The sequence below is a fragment of the Ktedonobacter robiniae genome, assembly GCF_016587375.1.
Lineage (GTDB): Bacteria > Chloroflexota > Ktedonobacteria > Ktedonobacterales > Ktedonobacteraceae > Ktedonobacter > Ktedonobacter robiniae.
Map to the genome: position 1 here is coordinate 3,689,383 of NZ_BNJG01000001.1, position 17,711 is coordinate 3,707,093.

Below are 17,711 nucleotides of genomic sequence, written 5' to 3' on the forward strand. Positions count from 1 at the left end.
CCTGAGCACTAGAGCAACTGGTAGCGCTGCAAAAATTCAGCGATACGCTGTGCCGCGCTGCCATCGTCTTTGATTACCTGACCGGCGGCACGCGCCTCAACCTTACCAATCGTAAGCACACGCTCACGTGCGCCTGCCTCGCCTACTTGTGCAGGCTCGATGCCCAGGTCCGCGATGGTGAGTTTGGTGAAAGGCTTCTTTTTCGCGCCCATGATACCTTTCATGGTCGGGTAGATGGCTTCAAAGGAACCGCTGGCGATGGTGACGACAGCGGGGAGGGAGCTTTCAACGGTTTTATAGCCAGTGGGAACGACGCGTTTGATGACGGCCTTGCTGCCCTCGATCTGAATCTCGCGTGCGAAGGTCAACTGGGGGAGGCCCAGGAACTCAGCCATGGCCCCGGGGACCATGCCGGTATAGCCATCGGTGCTCTCGGTTGAGCAGAAGATAAGGTCCGCGCCCTCTTTCTTGATTGCGGCGGCCAGCACGCGTGCGGTTGCCAGGGCGTCGGAACCAGCCAGGGCGGGATCGGTCACCAGGATCGCGCGGTCGGCGCCCATCGCGAGCGCGCGGCGCATGCCTTCCTGAGCCGACTCGGGACCCATGCTCAGCGCGATGACCTCGCTACTGCCGAGGGTATCGCGGAGCTTAATTGCGGCAGAGATTGTGCTCTCATCACCGGGATCGAGCACGAGAGAAACACCAGTGCGCACAAGACGCTTTGTATTAGGATCAAGCTTACTGACAGTGGTGTTTGGATCGGGTACCTGTTTAATACAGACGATGATCTTCATTGTATATATCCACCTCGCCTATTGATGATGTGTGACGTGGAGAAAAGAAAACTCCCTTGTTTCCTTTGGCTATCCTATTGTACCTGTCGCAAAAAGCGAGTGTCAACGTTGCTAGCTAACGATGACGCCTGCCAACCTCCTTGAATAAGCTCGGCCACTCCTTCCGGATGCCTGCCAGATTTGCATATAGCCAAAAGCATAGCACGCCTGGCACATTTCTGCAAAAAATATAGAGTGTGTGCGTGGACAACGATAGAGCCGTTGTCCACGCACACACTCTATCCTAAGCGTCGCAGGCGTGAGAGGTAGTAGGCTGTTAGCTAAGGGTGCGTTGACGGCGTACCAGGAGAGCTGTGGTGACGGCGACGAGGCCGGCGATACAGAGGGGGATGCCAATAGCGGCGCCCTGTGTGCGCCAGAGCATGACGCCGATGATTTCGAGCAGCAACCCACCCACGAAGAGCACCGTAATACCAAGTGAAGAGCTTTCAAATGAGGTCCGCACCTTCTGGCGCGCATAGCTGGGACTCTGGTGTGGTGTCGAATTGTCTTCTGTCGCGGCATCCTGGGTAGTAGCCTCGCCCTTGCCTGTTGTCTCGCTCAGCAACGCGTAGAGACGCTCAATATGGCGGCGCGAGGTGCGCATGTAGATCTTGCGTGCCCCATCGCTGACTAGAAGTTCGCGGAAGAGTGGCTCATAGTTCTTCTGGCGGAGTGAAACCTGGGTGAGATCGGCCAGGGGAAGCGAATCAAGGAAGAGATGTTCACGCGGGAAGCTCTTCGTATAGTAGCCAATGATGCGTTGATTAGTGAGCACCAGTTCGCAGGCGGTACTGTAATTGACTTCACCGTTATCCCAGAAGCCGGGGGCGGAGAAGAGCACGACCTCGCCTTCTTGCAGGTGTTGCTGAATATTTTTAGGCCCCTTGACGCCTGTAGGCGCCTGACGTCTCTCCTGTGACACTCTCGGCTCACTCTCTTTCTGTCTCGGCTGGCGGCTATCATTTGGTTACACGGCGCAATTATAGCATATCTCAAGGAGGGAATATAGCATGACCGATTCTAGACTCAGCGATGGAAGCAGGCAGATGACTATTCGTCCCGCGCGTGTGGAGGATGCTCCAGGGCTTGCGCGCGTGCATGTTGATAGCTGGCGCACGACCTATCAAGGCGTGGTGCCCGATGCCTACCTGGCAGCGCTCTCCTATGAGCGGCGTGAACAGATGTGGCACACGATCTTGCAGATGGAGCAAGGAGATGATGCAGCCTCTTTCACCTATATAGCTGAAGATGAAACCGGCAGGGTTGTAGCCTTCGTGAATGGAGGTAGGAAGCGTACGGGTATCTCAGGCTATGACGGCGAACTCTATGCCATCTACTTGCTTGCTGAGATGCAGGGGCGAGGCCTGGGACGGCGTCTCGTGGGTACTCTGGTAGAGCAATTTGTGCGCCAGGGAATGACCTCAATGGCAGTCGTTGTTCTGGCTGATAATTCGGCGCGCTATTTTTATGAAGCGCTGGGAGCCACGCTATTGTGCGAGCAGGAAGATGAGATTGGAGGCAAGAGGCTTATAGAACTGGTCTATGGCTGGTCTGATATTCGTCGCCTCTTGCTCTCATAAGTTTCTTCTGCTTCGGTTTGTCGCTTGCTAGCCTGGCGCCTACAATATAACAGGACATGCTTTTTTATGGCATGATGTGTGCTGGTAGATAGAAACAGGAGAACAAGGGGCATCTTATGGGAGATTTACTGGCCGCGCGTGCCCAGATGGGCACCTCGCTGGCTTTTCATATCATCTTCTCTGTCCTGGGCGTTGGCCTGCCACTGCTGCTATGTATCGCCGAAGGCCTGGCGCTGAAGACAAAGAACCAGACCTGGATGCTGCTCACGCGTCGCTGGGCGAAGGCCGCGGCGATTCTATTCGCCATTGGCGCGGTCTCAGGCACGATCCTTTCCTTTGAATTGGGATTGCTTTGGCCAACATATATTGAATTCGCTGGCCGGGTGATTGGTTTACCCTTCATGCTAGAGGGTTTTGCCTTCTTTCTGGAGGCGATCTTTCTGGGCCTCTATCTCTATGGCTGGGGCCAACTCTCGCCACGAGCACACTGGCTCTGCTCCTTCCCCATCTGGATTAGTGGCCTGGCCTCGGCCTGGTTTATTGTCAGCGCAAACTCCTGGATGAATACTCCCGCTGGCTTTGTCTTTAAAAATGGGCAGGTCGTGGATATTCGCCCTTTTCAGGCCATCTTTAATCCCAGCACGCCCTATCAGACCGTGCATATGATGCTGGCATCCTATGTGGCAACCGGTTTTGCGGTCGCCGCTGTCTATGGCTGGGCCATGCTGCGAGGGAAGCGCGATGACTACCATCGTAAGGGCTTGATGCTAGGGATGCTGATGGCGGTCGTCGCCGTCCCGCTCCAGATTGTCAGTGGCGACTTGAACGCACGCTTTCTCGCCAATTACCAGCCAACCAAGTTCGCGGCGATGGAGGCGGTCTTTAAGACCCAGGACGGTGCGCCGATCACAATTGGTGGCCTGGTAGATCCGAACACAGGCGAGGTGCGCTATGCGCTGGAAATTCCCAGGGGCCTGAGCCTGCTGGCCTATACTAACCCTGATGCCAAAGTGAAGGGCTTGGAGCAAATTCCGCGTGATGACTGGCCAAATGTGCCCCTGGTGCACCTCTCCTTTGATGGTATGGTGAGTTCGGGCTTCTTTATGCTCTTTATCGCCTTTGTCTACTGGCTGTTCTTCTTCCTCAGGAGGCGTAAGGCCCCCGAACATAAGCTCTTGTTGTGGGGAATCGTTGTTTCAGGTGTGCTGGGCTTCCTGGCTGTGGAACTGGGATGGATGGTCACTGAGCTTGGTCGACAGCCATGGACGATCTATGGCTTCTTGCGTACACGGGACGCGGTCACAACCGCACCCTGGTTGAACGAGAGCTTTTTGGCCTTCACAGGTATCTATATACTGCTAGGTGTAGCACTGGTCTGGCTCCTCTTACGTGTGGCGCGCACACCGATGCCGCGGCTGGGGCCGCAGAAACAAGCTCAGAGAGCGGGGGTGTAAGTATGGATGTAGCGTTAGCGGCCTTGATTGTGCTCTGGTGGGCCTTGATTACCTACGCGGTGCTGGGGGGAGCCGACTTTGGCGCGGGCGTGTGGAATCTCGTTGCCTTTGGCCGTAGCAGGCAGAGGCAGCGCGAACTTATTCATCACGCGCTGGGTCCCGTCTGGGAGGCAAACCATGTCTGGCTCATCTTCCTGATTGTGGGGCTGTTTACCATCTTTCCCGCTGCCTTTGCAGCTCTGAGCATCGCGCTCTTCCTCCCACTTACCTTTGCGCTGATTGGTATTGTCTTGCGAGGAGCTGCCTTTATCTATCGCTACTACGCGACGGATGCCGAAGGCAGGTTTGCCAGCAGCTGGGAGGCGGTCTTTAGTGTGGCAAGCTTGCTCACACCATTTACCCTGGGACTAAGCGCCGCAGCGGTCGCGAGCGGGAAGCTATTGCCAGCATCCGGGAAGCCGGACGCCGCCTATATGGCTTCGTGGTTGAGCCCTTTCGCGCTAGTCATTGGCTTGATGGCGATAGCCCTCTGCTCGACGCTGGCCGCGGTCTACCTGGCCGTTGAAGCCAGTTCGGCCCATAATGATGAGTTGGCCAGCTTCTATCGAAATAATGCCTTGATAGTAGGCGCGATTACGGCGGTTCTTGGTGCTCTAGGCCTGGCATTGTCTACTGTATATGCTCCCTTGCTGTGGAATGGTATGCTCACACGCGCATGGCCTGTCGTCATCGCGACGATGCTCATTGGGTTGGGAACCGCTGGCGCGCTCTTCTTTCGGCGCTATCGAATCGCGCGCGTGCTCATGATTACTGAGGCTGCTTTCTTGTTGAGTTCATGGGGTCTGTCACAGTATCCGTATATTCTACCACCACACTACACTATTGATGGCTCGTCCAACGAGGCTTACGTGATTGAGGTGGCACTGATCTGTGTGCTCGCGGGGATGGTGCTCCTTGTTCCCTCGCTCTACTACCTCTTCTCGGTCTTCAAACTGCCCTATCCTGCTCCAGGTATCCGCCGTGAAGATAAAAAGTCAGTGTAAGGGTATGGTGACCGGATAGCAAAGCCATCCGGTCACCATACCCTTACACTAGCTAAACCACGTCGTGGCGAGAGATCTATTGCAACGTTTGGGCGACGGCATCGGGGATAACAATGACATCATGTCCGTAGCTGGCCACCTGGTTGGCGCCAAACATGTGATGGTGCCCGGTGAGCTTCTCGCGCAGGCCACCAGCCAGTTCAAAACCAGCCAGGAGCACCTGTGTTGAGTCGACAACATCCAGCAGGATATTGCCAATGGTTCCTACAACGGTGCCGCCTTCGCTCAGGACGCGATACTGGTTCAGGATGCTTGCCAGGGGTAGGGTTGCCAGGTGGCTGCCCTTCTCTTCTTTGGCCAGGCTTTTCTCGCTGTCAAAGGTAATGGCATCGATACCAATGGCCTTGATATGCGCGAGGGGAAGGGCGTGATGTCCAAACAGGCCGGTCTTTACCTGGAAAGCGTAAATAGAGCCTGTCTGTGGCTCGAAGTAAAAATCTTCTATGGTTCCCACTTTCTTGCCTGTATCCAGGGATACTGCCGCTATGCCCTTTAACTCCGTCCATTTTCTAATATTTGTTGGGGGTTGCATGCGCCTCCTCCTCGCTGTGGTGCTCTCGAATAACGTGGAGAAAGGGTCCGTTTGCTCTATTCATGTGGAAGACAAAACGGACCCAGTACTTACACGAAGCTTCTAGTGTGAAGGCTTCAGGAGTTTATGGAACAGGCCGAAGAGCAAGAACGTAGGGGGCCATTGACCAACAAAGAGGCTCCAATCACGTTTTTTGGTAGAAAACAGAAACGCCGAAGCTACAATAGAGATGAGCGCCGCCCAGTACCAGACCTCTTCCGAGACCTGGTCTGTGACGCGAAAGTATTGATCATGGGCGTCTTTAGGAACGCTCTTAATGGTGTGTTTCTCGTGTGAAGTGCCAAAATCTATACCTGCCATTGCTGAATCTCCGTTTCTTGAATCTTTATCTGTCGATAACATCAGTGTGAGAGAAGGAGACAACGGTGAAGCGTTTGTCTCATGATGCTTCCTCTCCGCGTTTGTGGCTGTTGCCAGGCTTTGCCTGTACTACTGTATGCACACAAAACCTTTGACTTCAGCTTATGTAAGAGTTACTATCTTTAGTATAGAGATGTTCAACAAAGGTATGACATAGATCTAGCCTCCTCAGGCTTGTATCTATCAGTCTACATAGAGGGTGTTCTGCCCACTGTGACCATACAAACAAAGATACAGAACGGGTTCAAACGGCACTATGAGTGATAATATTGTTCAACCAGCTGCAGGGAGCAAACAGCCCGGCTGGAAATACTGGTTAAAGACCGCGCGCCTCTTTACCCTGGTGGCGACGGTAAGTCCACTGCTTGTTGGGACGGCTATTGCCGGATATGAGCGAACCTTTCATCCCCTCATCTTCCTGACAACTTTTGTCTCCTGCCTCTTCTTGCAGATTGGCACTAACTATTTTAACGAATACTTTGATTATGCCTATGGATTGGATCATGAAGGGTCTCTGGGGGCTTCGACTGTGATCTTCCGTAATGAGATGAGCGCTGGTCAGGTGCTTGGTGGTGCTATCGGTTGCTTTGTCATCGCGGCCCTCCTGGGGATTCTGCTCGTGTTTCTGGTTGGCCCAGAAATCCTCCTCTTTGGTCTGACTGGTCTCTTAATCGCGTACTTCTATAGCGCCCGCCCCTTCAAGTTAGCCAGTCGCGGCCTGGGCGATGTCATGGTTTATATCGCCATGGGCCTCTTGATGACCTGGGGTGCCTACTATGTCCAGATTCAGCACTGGTCCTGGCCGGCCTTTGCCGCTAGCATCCCTGTTGGTTTCCTGATCATGGCCATCATGAACATGAATAATGTACGTGACTACCAGGATGACCTGGCGGTCAACAAGAAGACGCTCCCAGTGCGTTTTGGCCTAAAGTTTGGGAAGCGTTATCATGCCACCTTGCTTATGGGGAGCTATGTGACCACAGTCCTGTTTGTGTTGGTTGGTCTGTTGCCTATCACCAGCCTGATTGTATTGGTCACCTTCCCACTGGCTTTCAGCAATGTACGCTCGGTTTTACAAGCAACGGACCGCAAAGTCTTTATGCTAGGAATTAAGCGGACTGCGATGTTGAATCTGCAATTTGGGGTTGTGCTGACCCTGGGGATTCTGCTCGCTATCTTGATCTCTGGAAGGATCAGTCTCTAGAGCGAGGGCGTATTCTGAGGTAAATAAAGGGAGGTGTAGGAGGGAGACCCTCCTACACCTCCCTTTATTTACCTCAGCTATTGATCTGGCGGAGATGGCTGGTTTCGTTATAGCGCGCCAGGTGGACGGAGTCGCCCGTGATATGGAGTTCAGTCACGCTGGCGTTATTGACGCTGAGGCGGCGACTGGCCGAGAGGGACATCTCCAGGAGATGGCCTACAAGCAGGCGAATGGCCGTTTTATGCGATACCAGAAGTAGCGTTTGCCCGCTATGTTTCAGCACGAGTTCGGTCAAGCAGGGGACGGTACGGGCCAGGACGGCCTGCTGTGTCTCGCCGCCAGGCGGATTGACCATCCAGGAGCCTCGATCCCAGGCCGCAAGTTCCGCCGGATAGTGCTGTTTCAGCTGTTCACGTGGGAGATTTTCCCAGCGTCCAAAATCCATCTCGCGCAGGGCGAGCCGTGTCTGGATTGGCAGGTTGAGCAAGTTGGCGCTGGGAATGGCAGTCTGCTGTGCGCGCTGCTGGGGGCTACAATAGATAGCGTCAATGGCTTCATCTCGCAGGCTCTCGGCCAGCGCTCTAGCCTGGAGCAGACCTGTATCGGTCAGGGGGAGTTCGGTGGTCCCACAACAAACATCATCGCGACTGGCGCTTGTCTGTCCATGACGAACAATGAGCAGGCGTGTGGTGGGGAGGTTGGGATAAATGCGGCTGGCCATGCAGGCTTCTATATCCTCTTTTCTCTTTATTTGCATATTTTTGAAGTGCTGGCTACAGCATATCATATTCCTTCTTGCTTCGCGCCTGCAGCGCTCAGGGATAAAATAAGAAAAAGTTGCTATGGATGGGCAGGCGAAGTCTGCCCATCCATAGCAACTTTTTCTTATTTTAGGGGAGAGTTTGTGAGGCCAGGAAGATGAGGGCACAACTGAGCAGTGTTATGAGGGAAGTAAGTAGGTCGAAGCGTGCCCAGGTTAGCTGACGGCGTCGGCTCCTCCTCCAGCCACGATGAAAACCGTAGCAGCGTGCCTCCATGGCGGTGCTGAGCGCTTCGGCTCGTTTGAAGCCGCTGAGGAAGAGGGGGACGAGCAGGGGGGCGATTTTGCGCGCCCGTTGCAGAAAATTGCCCTGGTCAAAACGCACACCACGCGCGGCCTGGGCTTTAATCAGGCGCTCTATTTCGCCGGTGAAAATGGGCACAAATTTGAGCGCGATGATAAAGACCATCACGAGCGTATTGGTGGGAATACCTATGCGCTGGAGTGGAGAGAGAAGCGCCTCCATACCATCGGTCAGGTCGACGAGCGATGTGGTGAAGAGCAACATCGAGAAGAGATAGTAGAGAAAAAGCACGCGCAGAATCACCAGGACGCTTGTATGTAGGCCTTCAAGCGAGATGCTCAGCATCCCCCAATGCCAGTACATTGTCTCTTGCTGGCCCGTGTAGAAGAGCACCTGAAGCACGAAAATAAAGGCCAGAAAGCCCAGGAAGGGGCGGAATCCGCGCAGCACATAACGTGTAGAGATGCGCGAGAGAATCTGTATCAGAATGCAGAAGAGCAAGAGGCCCGCGAAGGCTATAAAGCTCTTGATGAGCGAGGTAACAATAATAAGCAGGATGAGGCATAGGAGCTTGCCACGCGGGTCCATACGCGTCAGAGGCGAGTGGTTATTGATGAATTGACCAAAGGTGATCGTACGCGAAATTTCAATCATGGTCGTTGCCCTCCACTTCGTATTCTAAGCTCCTCGTGCTGTACTATGGCCTCTTCCAGTTCGTCGAGCGTAAGAACGGTGGTTGAGAATTCGGGATAGTGCTCGCGCAAGACCAGGGCAATGCGGACCGCCTCCGGTAACTCTATTCCAAGCTTCACAAGCTCATTAGCGCGCGCGAGGATCTCGCGTGGTGCGCCTGAAAAGGCGAGTTGTCCCCGGTCCAACACATGAATGGTGTCTGCGAGGCCCACGACCTCTTCCAGGCTACTAGAGGCATAGATAATCGTCATCTGCTGGGTCTGTTTCAAGTGTTCAATGAGGGCCAGCAATTCTCGCCGTCCACGCGGATCGAGTCCCGCTGTCGGTTCATCGAAGATAATCACAGCGGGCTGGAGAGCCAGAACACCGGCGATGGCGACACGCCGTTTCTCGCCTCCACTTAGGGCGTAGGTATAGCGTGTGCGAAAGTCTTCATAGAGTAGCCCAACATCCTCTAACGCCGTTTGCACCAGCCGCCGCGACTCGGCGAAAGAGGCTCTCTTCCGTAATGGGCCGAAAGAGACATCCTTACCCACCGTCTCCTCAAAGATTTGTGACTCGGGAGACTGAAAAACGACGCCAACTGAGGTGCGCAAGCGTTCGCGATCAAAGGATGGGGCCATCACATCTTCCCCCCGAAAGAAGAGCGTCCCTGGCGCGGCTTTAATCAGTCCAGCCAGGATATCGACCACAGTTGATTTGCCGGAGCGGGTTGGTCCCACCAGGGCGGTAATCTGGTGTTCTGGAATAGTGAGCGATAGACCACGCAGGGCTTCCGTCGCAAAGGGCGTATCGCGCAGGTAGGTATGACGCACATCTTTTAATTCGAAGAGTTCGAAGAGCATAGATCCGCCTTTAGTTGTTCGGGAGTGAGAATGACGTCAGAGAGATGTTGCCAGCCACGGGCGCGCAGGCGCTCTCCTAGCCGCGTGACCATGGGAACATCCAACCCAAGGGTTTCTAGCTGATCAGCATGTGAGAAGATCTCGCTGGGCGAGCCATCCAGCAGAATCTCTCCCTGATGCATGACGAGGACACGCTGGAAGGCTGTAACCTCGTGCATAAAATGCGTGATATGGATGACGGCCATGCCCCGTTCGCGTGCCAGGCGTTGCTCCGTGGCGAGGAGCGAGCGTACCAGGTGACCTGGCAGCATCGTGGTAGGTTCATCGAGCAAGAGGTAGCGTGGGCGCATTGCCAGTACGCCAGCAATGGCGACCTGCTGTTTCTGCCCTACAGAGAGGTCGCTAATGGGAAGCTGCGCTGAGGCGCCAAGCTCCAGGCTGGAGAGCGCCTCCTGCACTCGCTCCTCAATCTCGTGGCGAGGGAGACCTAGATTCTCGGGTCCAAAGGCGATATCGTCGATGACGGTATTGGCGACGAGCTGATCATCGGGATTCTGGAAAATAACGCCGACGCGCTGGCGAATGGTCCATAGATCCTCACCACGCGCGGTTGTGGAGATATCATCAACGCGTACCTCGCCCTGGGTTGGATGGAGAATCGCGGCGAGCAGGCGTGTGAGCGTGCTCTTGCCTGAGCCATTGTGACCGATGATCGCCACAGTCTCGCCTGGCTGGATGCGCAAGTTAATATTGCGCAACGCAGGAGGGGTTGAGGCCTCCTGCGTATTGTAGTGAAAGGTAACGTTTTGAACTTCAAGCATAGCGTTTATCTGGTTTATCTGTAAGTAGGGAGTGGAGGCGCAATAGCCCCGGTGTCCTTACGCGCCGCATATCTCCCCGGCGCTAATAGGGAAGTTCCTCACGAGCCTTGGTCTCCGGAGCATGCACGAGGCGCTGCTGAACGATAGCATAGCTGCGTGCCACCGCTTCGGCGAAGATGGCTGAGATAATCGCCTCGGCGATAACCTGGGGCAGGAAGCTTGCCAGGATGACGCCATTGGCCGGGATATAGCCCCTGATCATGCCCATGGAGATTACCAGGACCGAATTCGTCAGCGAGCCGATGACGCCCGCGCTGATAGCCGCCACATCGAAGCTGAAGCGTTTGAGCGCGGCGAAGGTTGCCCAGGCGGTCAGGCCGATAAAGATACGGGGTAGGATCGCAACAGTCGGGTCCTTAAAGAGCGGGCTAGAGGCATGTAGGAGGCTCATCAGACCAAAAATAAAGCCTGTAAGCAGGCCGACGATAGGGCCACCGACGATGCCGCCAATAATAGTAGGAATATGACCTGTTGTCGCGTTACCAGAGACATTGGGAACCGGGATAAAGCCGATGCCAGGGATGAGGGTGATACATACCGTAAGGCCAGCAAGCATCGCAGCAATGACGATTCGCTCGGTCGTCAGCTTCCATGGATGCGTTGGATCCATGCTTTGTGTCTTCTGTTCAACTTTGCTCAAGCGAACACTCCTTCGTGTTGGATCTATGTTTCTCTGCTCGCACGCGAGCTAAACGTAGATCAAGGCAAAAATAGCTAGAGAAGCCGGATGCATTTGTGGATATGGATCTATTGTTGAAATATACCCGGCAATTCCTATGACTGTCAAGAATATTCATAGAAGATGTTAGGGGAGGACCTGGACTCCGTGAGGCCCACCAATGAGGGCCTGTTGGGCCATGCCGAGAAAGAGGCCTGTCTCGACGATGCCGACAACATGGTGTAACTGCTCGTCCAGGGCTGCGGGATCAAGAATGCCATCCGCGAAGGTGCAGTCGAGAATAACGTTATGATTATCGGTAATAAAAGGCGTGGTGCTACCACCGCGAAGCTTGATCGTTGCCCCAAGGTCGGTCAACTTGCGTGAGACCAGGGGGGCGGCGAAGGGAATGGCTTCAATGGGCAGGGCGAAGCTTTGTCCCAGGCGTTGCACGAGCTTAAGCTGATCGGCGATGACAACAAAGCGCCGTGATGCGGAAGCCACGATCTTCTCGCGCAGAAGCGCCCCTCCCCCGCCTTTGACGAGGTTAAGCTGGGAGTCGATTTCATCTGCCCCATCTATATAAATATCCAGTGAGGGATGAGTGGCGAAATCGGTGATAGGAATATGGAGGCTTTGTGCCAGTTCCTGCGACGCGAGCGAGGAGGAAATGGTACCCGCGATGTGTAATCCCTGTTGCATACGCCTGGCAAGCGCCTGAATGAAGAAGGCTGCCGTTGAACCGGTACCCAGACCTACTAACATGCCATCCTCAACTAACTGAGCCGCCGCCTCGCTTGCAGCCTGTTTCCACGCGTCACGATTGATTTCCTGACCAGTCATAAGAGCATCTCCAAAAAATAAACGAAATTATTCAAGAGGAGGGTTTACTATGAAAAACGCTCTCCTGTAGGGGAGTATAACACGCTGGAAAAGGCGCATCAAACCGTGAGCGCGAATGGGACTTCCCGCGCCCAATTCGCGAAATTATTGCCATCCATAGTGCATCGTGATACACTCACAGAGATAGCCTTTTAGAGAAGAATATCGCATTTAAGCAGTAGCGCAAGGGCCAAGAGCCTTGCGAGAGATATCATACGCGTATTGAAAACTTGCGTATTGCAATTTGCTGAAGGAAAAATAAACACCTGTTTTGTAACGCAGCCGGCAGCCTTTTATAAGCCACAGTTGCCAGGCTGCGGTTAAACACGTCTGAAAGCAGAAAAAAGCGTCCAATGAGAGGGCAGAACAGGGCAGGTCTGTTGTAGGTGGTAGAATAATGTCAAGTATATCGCGCATATTTGTGATTGAAGATGATGAGCATATTGGCCAGCAGCTCGTAAATGCCTTGCGCAACGACGGCTATGGCGTCTGGGGCGTCACCAATGGTGGTGACGCCGTACGTGCGTTATGGGCCGATGAGTATGACGTGGTGATATGCGATCTCGACGCACCTGGCATAGAGGGATTTGAATTGCTGCAATGGTTGAGGGCATATCATCCCAATACGCGTACAGTATTATTGGGCGGCATAAAAGCGGAGAAGATGCGTACACAGGCATTAGAGAATGGTGCTGTGGGCTACCTGGAGAAGCCGCTAGATGTGCGCTTGCTGCGAGAAGAGCTGCGGCGTATGCAGGATGATACTGGTTTTACCGTTGACCTGGATTCCTTTGATCTGCTGGATGTGATTCAAATCATTACGATGAGCCGCAAGAATATCGCGCTGCTGGTGAATACGGGCTTGGAGGAGCGGGGACTCCTGCGTTTTCAGAATGGTGAGCTTGTATGGGCGGAGTACGGTTTCTTGCGTGGCGAGGAGGCGTTTTTTGCGCTCGCTGCTCATAAGAATGGTACAGTGATTCATCAGCCCTGGAATGGGCAGGTGATTCCTAATGTAAAGCAGCCGTTATCACGTTTGATCATGCAGGCCCTTCAGTATCGTACCAAGTATGGACAGGGGGAGATGCCCCAGCCGACGGGCGCTCAGCCAGCGCTCAATGCTCTCTCCTTTGATGATATTGATGATACTCCCTTTGGCATGGTGGCTACGACAGAGGGAGCCTCAGGACAGATACCAGTACAGCCCTCGGGCGCTTTCCCTGCCACCAATGGTATGTATGATCTCTCGGGCCAGGTCCCAGTCATGGGTAGTATGCCACTGCCATCGGGACAACTTCCCGCGCCCAATATCGCTGGTGCGATGCCTGGGCAGTTCTCCATTCCTGAAACCTCCGGCAGCATATCCGACATATGGCCCACGCCTGGCTCGCTTTCCGGGTCGATGCCAGTTGCAGGGAATATGCCATTTATGCCTGAGACAGATCAGGATTTTGGAATCTCTACGCCGCTGGGGCAGATGAATCAGACGCCAGCGAGTGGCATTCACTCCGCTCTCTCACAGGGGCTAAACGCTGGGAGCGGGAGTTTCCCCGCGCAGCCACTGGGTCAACCAGTGCCTGAGAGTGGACTACGTGATGTAATTTTTGGACCCGCAATTACACAGCAGGATGAGGGTGGTGTTGGGATGAGTGATGAGGCACAGAAGGAGTGGTGGGAGCGCACAGGCGAACTGCCGCGCCTGGATGAAGCTATGATGCGCGAGTGGAGCAAGGGACAGGCAGTAAACACGAATGGCTTGCAGCCAGCCGCGCAAGCTGAAGCGGGCAATCATGGGCAGGCTCAACTTTTTGCCCCTCAACCATCGATGCAGGTGCCCCAGGATATCTTGGCGCAGCAGCCCCTGCCATCATGGTTAACGGATCAGCCCACCGCTTCAAATTTACCGGTTATTCGGCCAGGTATGACGGAGCCAGGACAGGCAAGTTCACCGGCTCAGGGCGGTGAGTGGAGTGACCCATACCAGGCTGGGAGTTCGGGCCCAGTCTATGGATCTAGCGGACTGTATCCCCTACAACAGGGGAGTGGTATGCAACCAGCGATCAGGCCTGAATCCGTCAATGAGGTGGGGGGAGAGACGATGCGCCGGCCCGCAATCACCAATAATCATTTGCAATCCTTCCAGGCGCGTAATACAAGTGGCCCGTTGCCCATCAATAATTCCATGCCCGGCGTGGAAAGCGCCCAGGCTGACCAGAGCCAGAATCGCGATGCCTTTAACTATCCTGCCCTCAGCACGGCTCTTCAGACGTTGGGCTACTCAGTCAAGGGTTTTGTCGCGGCAGCCGTGGTAAGCATGGAGGGATCCCCACTGGCACAGATCTCCGTTGATGATAGCGATGTCACACCCCTATGTGCTCCGCTGAGTGCGATGATGAAGAGTGCCCAGCAGGGAGCAGAGCTAGGTGGCTGGGGGGCATGCGAGGATGTGTTGCTACGCAATGCTGGACGATATATAATGGCGCGCATAGTGGGTAGCAGACGATCAGCCTTTTTAGTAGTCATTACTACTCATGAGGCAAACCCCGCAGAGAGCCTGAGTATTGTTGCAAATATCGAGGGCGCAGTAAATGCAGCATTATAGGTGGTGTGGTGGTGTCCCTCCTCTGGCTACAGCATTGTAGGAACGGGGTACAGGGGCGGAGCCCCTGGCGGGGTTTGGGGTGTCCCCAAATTCTTTTCCCTCTTGCCGCCGCAGGCGGCAGAAACAATTGGCGCATGATGTTATCTAGCAGGAGCTAAAAATATGAGCGGAAGCAAGAGCATAGAGCAGACACCAGAGAAATCCCAGGAAGAGAAGGAGAATAATCGCTTCTCCTTTATGGTAGGAATTGGTATCGGAATCGCTATCATTATCTTGTTATCGATTGCCTCTCTGGCCTGGAACTGGTAACAAGCTACCCCTGGCGTGATCGGATGAACCTGACTCCTCAGCCCTGTTCGGTATTGAGGAGCTTTTTGAGTTGGTCTAGATTCAGCTCTCCTGAATTGGGGAGATGAGGAGGCGTAGGCGCATTGGGGGTTAATTGATCCGTTGTGCGCCTGGTAGACGGTGTGCTGTTGCCTTCAATTGGTGTCTCTGAGAGCGTCGCAGGCTTGGATGCGCGTTTTCTTAACTGCTGTAGTTGTAGCTCAAGGTTTGACGTTGTCTTCGGCTGAGGATTGGCCGCCTGTTGCTGGCGTTGAACCTGCGCACGAACGCGTATCTCTTCATCGCTGGGAGATGTCGGGCTGGGAGCACCATCTACCGCTGACTCGCGCTGTTTATTGAGAGCCTCAAGGACGCGTTGTTGAATAAGGGCGTTGCGTTTACGCGTCTCCAGTGTCTCGAGCGTGGTCTGGACCTCAGTTATTTTTCCTTCAAGCTGGCGCAGGGCCGAGCGGAGCATCGAGACGAGGCGATCCTGGTTTTGTTTCAGGTTAAGGAAATGTTCTGCCTGGCGTGTAAGGTCGTTATAATGCACAAGTGCGTCGCGCGCTGCCTCGTCATTATGCTGCTGTACCGCTTGTTCTGCCTTATGGAGCCAGCTTTCTGCTGTGGCCTCACATTCTTGTTGGCGTTTTTGTAGCTTTATCCCCTCTGCGATGGCGGTCGCAACCTGCGTCTTAACTTGCACAAGTTGATTGCGCATATCGAGATGAAGTTGTTTGAGCGCTTTCTCGGGATCGTCAGCGTTCTCCACAACCACATTGAGATTTGCCCGTAGCAGGGTGAGCACTCGCTCCAGCAGATTCATAAGCTTCTCTCCCGATATTGTGATATAGACAGCGTGCAGTGCCAATCCGACCGACGCTGCTCAAGCACGCGTCTACATATAATGCGTGTCATATGTAGACGCGTGCTTGAGCAGCGTCGTGCGACCACGGCTTTATATTTCATACGAAACAGACGAAATGGGCGCTTCGAAAGGATGACCTTTGGGAAGGGAGAGGCGGGAAAGGGCGTGAGATTATCCTCGCCTGTCCTTTGCCCGCCGTAATCCAGGTGACTATGACTCTTTCGAGCTATCGCCGCTGGTAACCTCAACTGTCCCGTTGACCTTGGCTCCATTGGGAGCACTGCCGTTCTGGTCCGAGAGGCCAGGAACGCGGCTCATGAGATCACCGATGCGGGTACCGCTTAGCAGTTCGAAGAGCGCGGGTACCTGGGCCGCCATATTGACGATATCCCCGGTCAGGCGGCTGGCTCCTACACCATCTGAACTGCCATTGGAACCGGTCGAGACGATCGTGACCTTGTCGACCTTGCTCAGAGGCTCGGCGATGGCACGTACTACTTCCGGCATGTTGGAGAGCAGTTTGTCGAGTACAGCTGCCTGGTTGTACTCGTGGAAGGCTGCGGCCTTGACCTTCATGGCGTCGGCTTCCGCTTCACCCTTGGCACGAATGACCTCGGCTTCGGCGAGACCTTTGGCGCGAGTAATCTCGGCCTCGGCGAGACCACGAGCGCGTGAGGCGTCGGCCTCAGCCTGGCCTTTGGCGCGTGCGGCCTCAGCCTGACCTTGAGCCTCGAGAATCTGGCGCAGACGGTCGGCTTCGGCAACCGTCTCAACGCGGCGGCGCTCGGCCTCAGCAGCTTTCTGAATCGTTGCTTGCAGCTCGAGTTCGCGGCGTTGAATTTCAGCCTGCTGCACTTTGATCTGGGCCTGTTTCTCAACCTCGGTAACCTTGACGGCCTCGGCGACGACCTGCTGCTGCGTCATGTTGGATTGGACATCATAGGATTTGTCTGCCGCAGCCTGCTGGCGTTTGACCTCGGCCTCGAAGGAAGCCTTTTTCATCGACAGGTTACGCTGTGACTCAGCCTGGAGGGCGAGGGACTCGGCCTCGGCCTTCACTCGCTCCTGGTCGGCCTGGGCACGGGCAACGGCTGCCTCGCGTGAGGCGCTGGCCTGCTGGATCTGTGTATCGCGCTGAGCCAGGGCAGCAGCGATATCGGCCTCTTTACGGATCCGCGCGATTTGCGGGCGACCCATATTGGTGATGTAGTCGTTCTCGTCGCGTACATCTTTAATCGTGAACGAGATGACCTCGAGGCCCATCTTATCCATATCGGGGCTGACAGTGCGCAGCATCTTACCGCCGACGCTCTCTGGATCCTTTACCAGGTCCTCAACCGTCAACTGGCCAACGATACCGCGCAAGTGACCCTCCATTACCAGGCGGATCAGGTTCTCGCGATCATCGCGGGTCTTGCTGAGGAACTGCTCAGCGGCGGTCTTAATGCTCTGTTCGTCCGAGCGTACCTTGATCTGAGTCACGGCTTCGACATTGACGGCCACGCCCTGAGTGGTATAGAGTGCCTGCGAAGGAGCCACGTCGAAGGACATCAACTCCAGCGAGAACTCTTGCGCGCGCTGGAAGAGCGGCACGACTAACTTGGCTCCCCCAGTGATGACATCGGTTCCGTTGGTGCCATAGACGATCAGGGCCTGGTTAGGGCCAACCTTGCGCATGAGGCCGCCAATAACTCGTAAAAGAATTAGAATTACTACAACGAGGACAACAGCCCCAATGGCAACAGTAAGTGTGAGGTCCATT

At 54.7% G+C, this 17,711-nt stretch carries 18 protein-coding genes; 6 read left to right on the top strand and 12 right to left on the bottom strand.

Annotated features, from left to right (window positions below):
* Positions 1 to 8 precede the first annotated feature (8 nt).
* Together JMJ04_RS15425 and JMJ04_RS15430 are read right to left on the bottom strand one after the other, a co-directional pair.
* Positions 9 to 794 (bottom strand): electron transfer flavoprotein subunit beta/FixA family protein, encoded by a 786-nt coding sequence (locus JMJ04_RS15425; protein ID WP_201371348.1) that lies wholly within the window; start codon positions 792 to 794, stop codon positions 9 to 11.
* 316 nt (positions 795 to 1,110) lie between these two features.
* Positions 1,111 to 1,758, bottom strand: a complete 648-nt coding sequence (locus JMJ04_RS15430) for a hypothetical protein (protein ID WP_201371349.1) — start codon at positions 1,756 to 1,758, stop codon at positions 1,111 to 1,113.
* A gap of 88 nt (positions 1,759 to 1,846) precedes the next feature.
* On the opposite strand from JMJ04_RS15430, the gene JMJ04_RS15435 reads away from it, so the two are divergent.
* The 3 genes from JMJ04_RS15435 (at position 1,847) to JMJ04_RS15445 (ending at position 4,913) form a co-directional block, all read left to right on the top strand.
* Entirely contained in the window at positions 1,847 to 2,416 is a 570-nt protein-coding gene (locus JMJ04_RS15435; RefSeq protein WP_201371350.1) for a GNAT family N-acetyltransferase, read from the top strand.
* Positions 2,417 to 2,532: 116 nt separating this feature from the next.
* Complete coding sequence (locus tag JMJ04_RS15440) at positions 2,533 to 3,870, top strand: cytochrome ubiquinol oxidase subunit I (RefSeq protein ID WP_201371351.1); 1,338 nt, start codon at positions 2,533 to 2,535, stop codon at positions 3,868 to 3,870.
* A gap of 2 nt (positions 3,871 to 3,872) precedes the next feature.
* Entirely contained in the window at positions 3,873 to 4,913 is a 1,041-nt protein-coding gene (locus JMJ04_RS15445; protein WP_201371352.1) for a cytochrome d ubiquinol oxidase subunit II, read from the top strand.
* A 76-nt stretch (positions 4,914 to 4,989) separates the two neighbouring features.
* Here JMJ04_RS15445 and JMJ04_RS15450 read toward each other — a convergent pair whose 3' ends face one another.
* Together JMJ04_RS15450 and JMJ04_RS15455 are read right to left on the bottom strand one after the other, a co-directional pair.
* Entirely contained in the window at positions 4,990 to 5,505 is a 516-nt protein-coding gene (locus JMJ04_RS15450) for a PRC-barrel domain-containing protein (RefSeq protein ID WP_201371353.1), read from the bottom strand.
* Between the two features lie 102 nt (positions 5,506 to 5,607).
* Positions 5,608 to 5,865 carry a hypothetical protein gene (locus JMJ04_RS15455; RefSeq protein WP_201371354.1) on the bottom strand — a complete coding sequence of 86 codons (258 nt, stop codon included), beginning with the start codon at positions 5,863 to 5,865 and terminating at the stop codon, positions 5,608 to 5,610.
* Positions 5,866 to 6,181: 316 nt separating this feature from the next.
* Here JMJ04_RS15455 and menA point away from each other — a divergent pair, with 316 nt between their 5' ends.
* The gene (menA, locus tag JMJ04_RS15460) at positions 6,182 to 7,129 is read left to right on the top strand and encodes a 1,4-dihydroxy-2-naphthoate octaprenyltransferase (RefSeq protein WP_201371355.1); all 948 of its coding nucleotides are present in this window, start codon (positions 6,182 to 6,184) and stop codon (positions 7,127 to 7,129) included.
* Between the two features lie 73 nt (positions 7,130 to 7,202).
* Here the strand turns inward: menA and JMJ04_RS15465 are convergent, their stop codons facing one another.
* The 6 genes from JMJ04_RS15465 to rpiA form a co-directional block, all read right to left on the bottom strand.
* On the bottom strand, positions 7,203 to 7,850 hold the full coding sequence (locus JMJ04_RS15465; protein WP_201371356.1) for a histidine phosphatase family protein: 648 nt from the start codon (positions 7,848 to 7,850) through the stop codon (positions 7,203 to 7,205).
* Between the two features lie 169 nt (positions 7,851 to 8,019).
* Positions 8,020 to 8,847 carry an energy-coupling factor transporter transmembrane component T family protein gene (locus JMJ04_RS15470; protein WP_201371357.1) on the bottom strand — a complete coding sequence of 276 codons (828 nt, stop codon included), beginning with the start codon at positions 8,845 to 8,847 and terminating at the stop codon, positions 8,020 to 8,022.
* Positions 8,844 to 9,731 (bottom strand): ATP-binding cassette domain-containing protein, encoded by an 888-nt coding sequence (locus JMJ04_RS15475; protein ID WP_201371358.1) that lies wholly within the window; start codon positions 9,729 to 9,731, stop codon positions 8,844 to 8,846. Before JMJ04_RS15475 ends, JMJ04_RS15470 begins: the two co-directional genes overlap by 4 nt.
* Positions 9,707 to 10,552 carry an ATP-binding cassette domain-containing protein gene (locus JMJ04_RS15480; RefSeq protein ID WP_201371359.1) on the bottom strand — a complete coding sequence of 282 codons (846 nt, stop codon included), beginning with the start codon at positions 10,550 to 10,552 and terminating at the stop codon, positions 9,707 to 9,709. The genes JMJ04_RS15475 and JMJ04_RS15480 overlap by 25 nt, the downstream gene beginning before the upstream one ends.
* A gap of 82 nt (positions 10,553 to 10,634) precedes the next feature.
* The gene (locus JMJ04_RS15485) at positions 10,635 to 11,252 is read right to left on the bottom strand and encodes an ECF transporter S component (RefSeq protein ID WP_007906417.1); all 618 of its coding nucleotides are present in this window, start codon (positions 11,250 to 11,252) and stop codon (positions 10,635 to 10,637) included.
* A 165-nt stretch (positions 11,253 to 11,417) separates the two neighbouring features.
* Complete coding sequence (gene rpiA / locus JMJ04_RS15490) at positions 11,418 to 12,113, bottom strand: ribose-5-phosphate isomerase RpiA (RefSeq protein WP_201371360.1); 696 nt, start codon at positions 12,111 to 12,113, stop codon at positions 11,418 to 11,420.
* 436 nt (positions 12,114 to 12,549) lie between these two features.
* On the opposite strand from rpiA, the gene JMJ04_RS15495 reads away from it, so the two are divergent.
* Both JMJ04_RS15495 and JMJ04_RS15500 read left to right on the top strand, forming a co-directional pair.
* A complete protein-coding gene (locus JMJ04_RS15495) occupies positions 12,550 to 14,754 on the top strand; it encodes a response regulator (RefSeq protein ID WP_201371361.1) in 2,205 nt (734 codons plus the stop codon).
* Positions 14,755 to 14,916: 162 nt separating this feature from the next.
* Complete coding sequence (locus JMJ04_RS15500) at positions 14,917 to 15,063, top strand: hypothetical protein (protein ID WP_007906414.1); 147 nt, start codon at positions 14,917 to 14,919, stop codon at positions 15,061 to 15,063.
* A 37-nt stretch (positions 15,064 to 15,100) separates the two neighbouring features.
* On the opposite strand, the gene JMJ04_RS15505 is transcribed toward JMJ04_RS15500, so the two are convergent.
* Both JMJ04_RS15505 and JMJ04_RS15510 read right to left on the bottom strand, forming a co-directional pair.
* Positions 15,101 to 15,907: a PspA/IM30 family protein gene (locus JMJ04_RS15505; protein WP_201371362.1), complete on the bottom strand. Its 807-nt coding sequence runs from the start codon at positions 15,905 to 15,907 to the stop codon at positions 15,101 to 15,103.
* 252 nt (positions 15,908 to 16,159) lie between these two features.
* On the bottom strand, positions 16,160 to 17,710 hold the full coding sequence (locus JMJ04_RS15510) for a flotillin family protein (protein WP_201371363.1): 1,551 nt from the start codon (positions 17,708 to 17,710) through the stop codon (positions 16,160 to 16,162).
* Between the last annotated feature and the right edge of the window lies 1 nt (position 17,711).

Bases quoted from the DNA above. Each gene is read 5' to 3' on its own strand.
- JMJ04_RS15450 (WP_201371353.1), bottom strand. From the start codon at position 5,505: ATGCAACCCCCAACAAATATTAGAAAATGGACGGAGTTAAAGGGCATA.
- JMJ04_RS15505 (WP_201371362.1), bottom strand. From the start codon at position 15,907: ATGAATCTGCTGGAGCGAGTGCTCACCCTGCTACGGGCAAATCTCAAT.
- JMJ04_RS15440 (WP_201371351.1), top strand. From the start codon at position 2,533: ATGGGAGATTTACTGGCCGCGCGTGCCCAGATGGGCACCTCGCTGGCT.
- JMJ04_RS15480 (WP_201371359.1), bottom strand. From the start codon at position 10,552: ATGCTTGAAGTTCAAAACGTTACCTTTCACTACAATACGCAGGAGGCC.
- JMJ04_RS15475 (WP_201371358.1), bottom strand. From the start codon at position 9,731: ATGCTCTTCGAACTCTTCGAATTAAAAGATGTGCGTCATACCTACCTG.
- JMJ04_RS15500 (WP_007906414.1), top strand. From the start codon at position 14,917: ATGAGCGGAAGCAAGAGCATAGAGCAGACACCAGAGAAATCCCAGGAA.
- JMJ04_RS15470 (WP_201371357.1), bottom strand. From the start codon at position 8,847: ATGATTGAAATTTCGCGTACGATCACCTTTGGTCAATTCATCAATAAC.
- menA (WP_201371355.1), top strand. From the start codon at position 6,182: ATGAGTGATAATATTGTTCAACCAGCTGCAGGGAGCAAACAGCCCGGC.
- JMJ04_RS15425 (WP_201371348.1), bottom strand. From the start codon at position 794: ATGAAGATCATCGTCTGTATTAAACAGGTACCCGATCCAAACACCACT.
- rpiA (WP_201371360.1), bottom strand. From the start codon at position 12,113: ATGACTGGTCAGGAAATCAATCGTGACGCGTGGAAACAGGCTGCAAGC.
- JMJ04_RS15465 (WP_201371356.1), bottom strand. From the start codon at position 7,850: ATGGCCAGCCGCATTTATCCCAACCTCCCCACCACACGCCTGCTCATT.
- JMJ04_RS15435 (WP_201371350.1), top strand. From the start codon at position 1,847: ATGACCGATTCTAGACTCAGCGATGGAAGCAGGCAGATGACTATTCGT.
- JMJ04_RS15510 (WP_201371363.1), bottom strand. From the start codon at position 17,710: ATGGACCTCACACTTACTGTTGCCATTGGGGCTGTTGTCCTCGTTGTA.
- JMJ04_RS15495 (WP_201371361.1), top strand. From the start codon at position 12,550: ATGTCAAGTATATCGCGCATATTTGTGATTGAAGATGATGAGCATATT.
- JMJ04_RS15455 (WP_201371354.1), bottom strand. From the start codon at position 5,865: ATGGCAGGTATAGATTTTGGCACTTCACACGAGAAACACACCATTAAG.
- JMJ04_RS15445 (WP_201371352.1), top strand. From the start codon at position 3,873: ATGGATGTAGCGTTAGCGGCCTTGATTGTGCTCTGGTGGGCCTTGATT.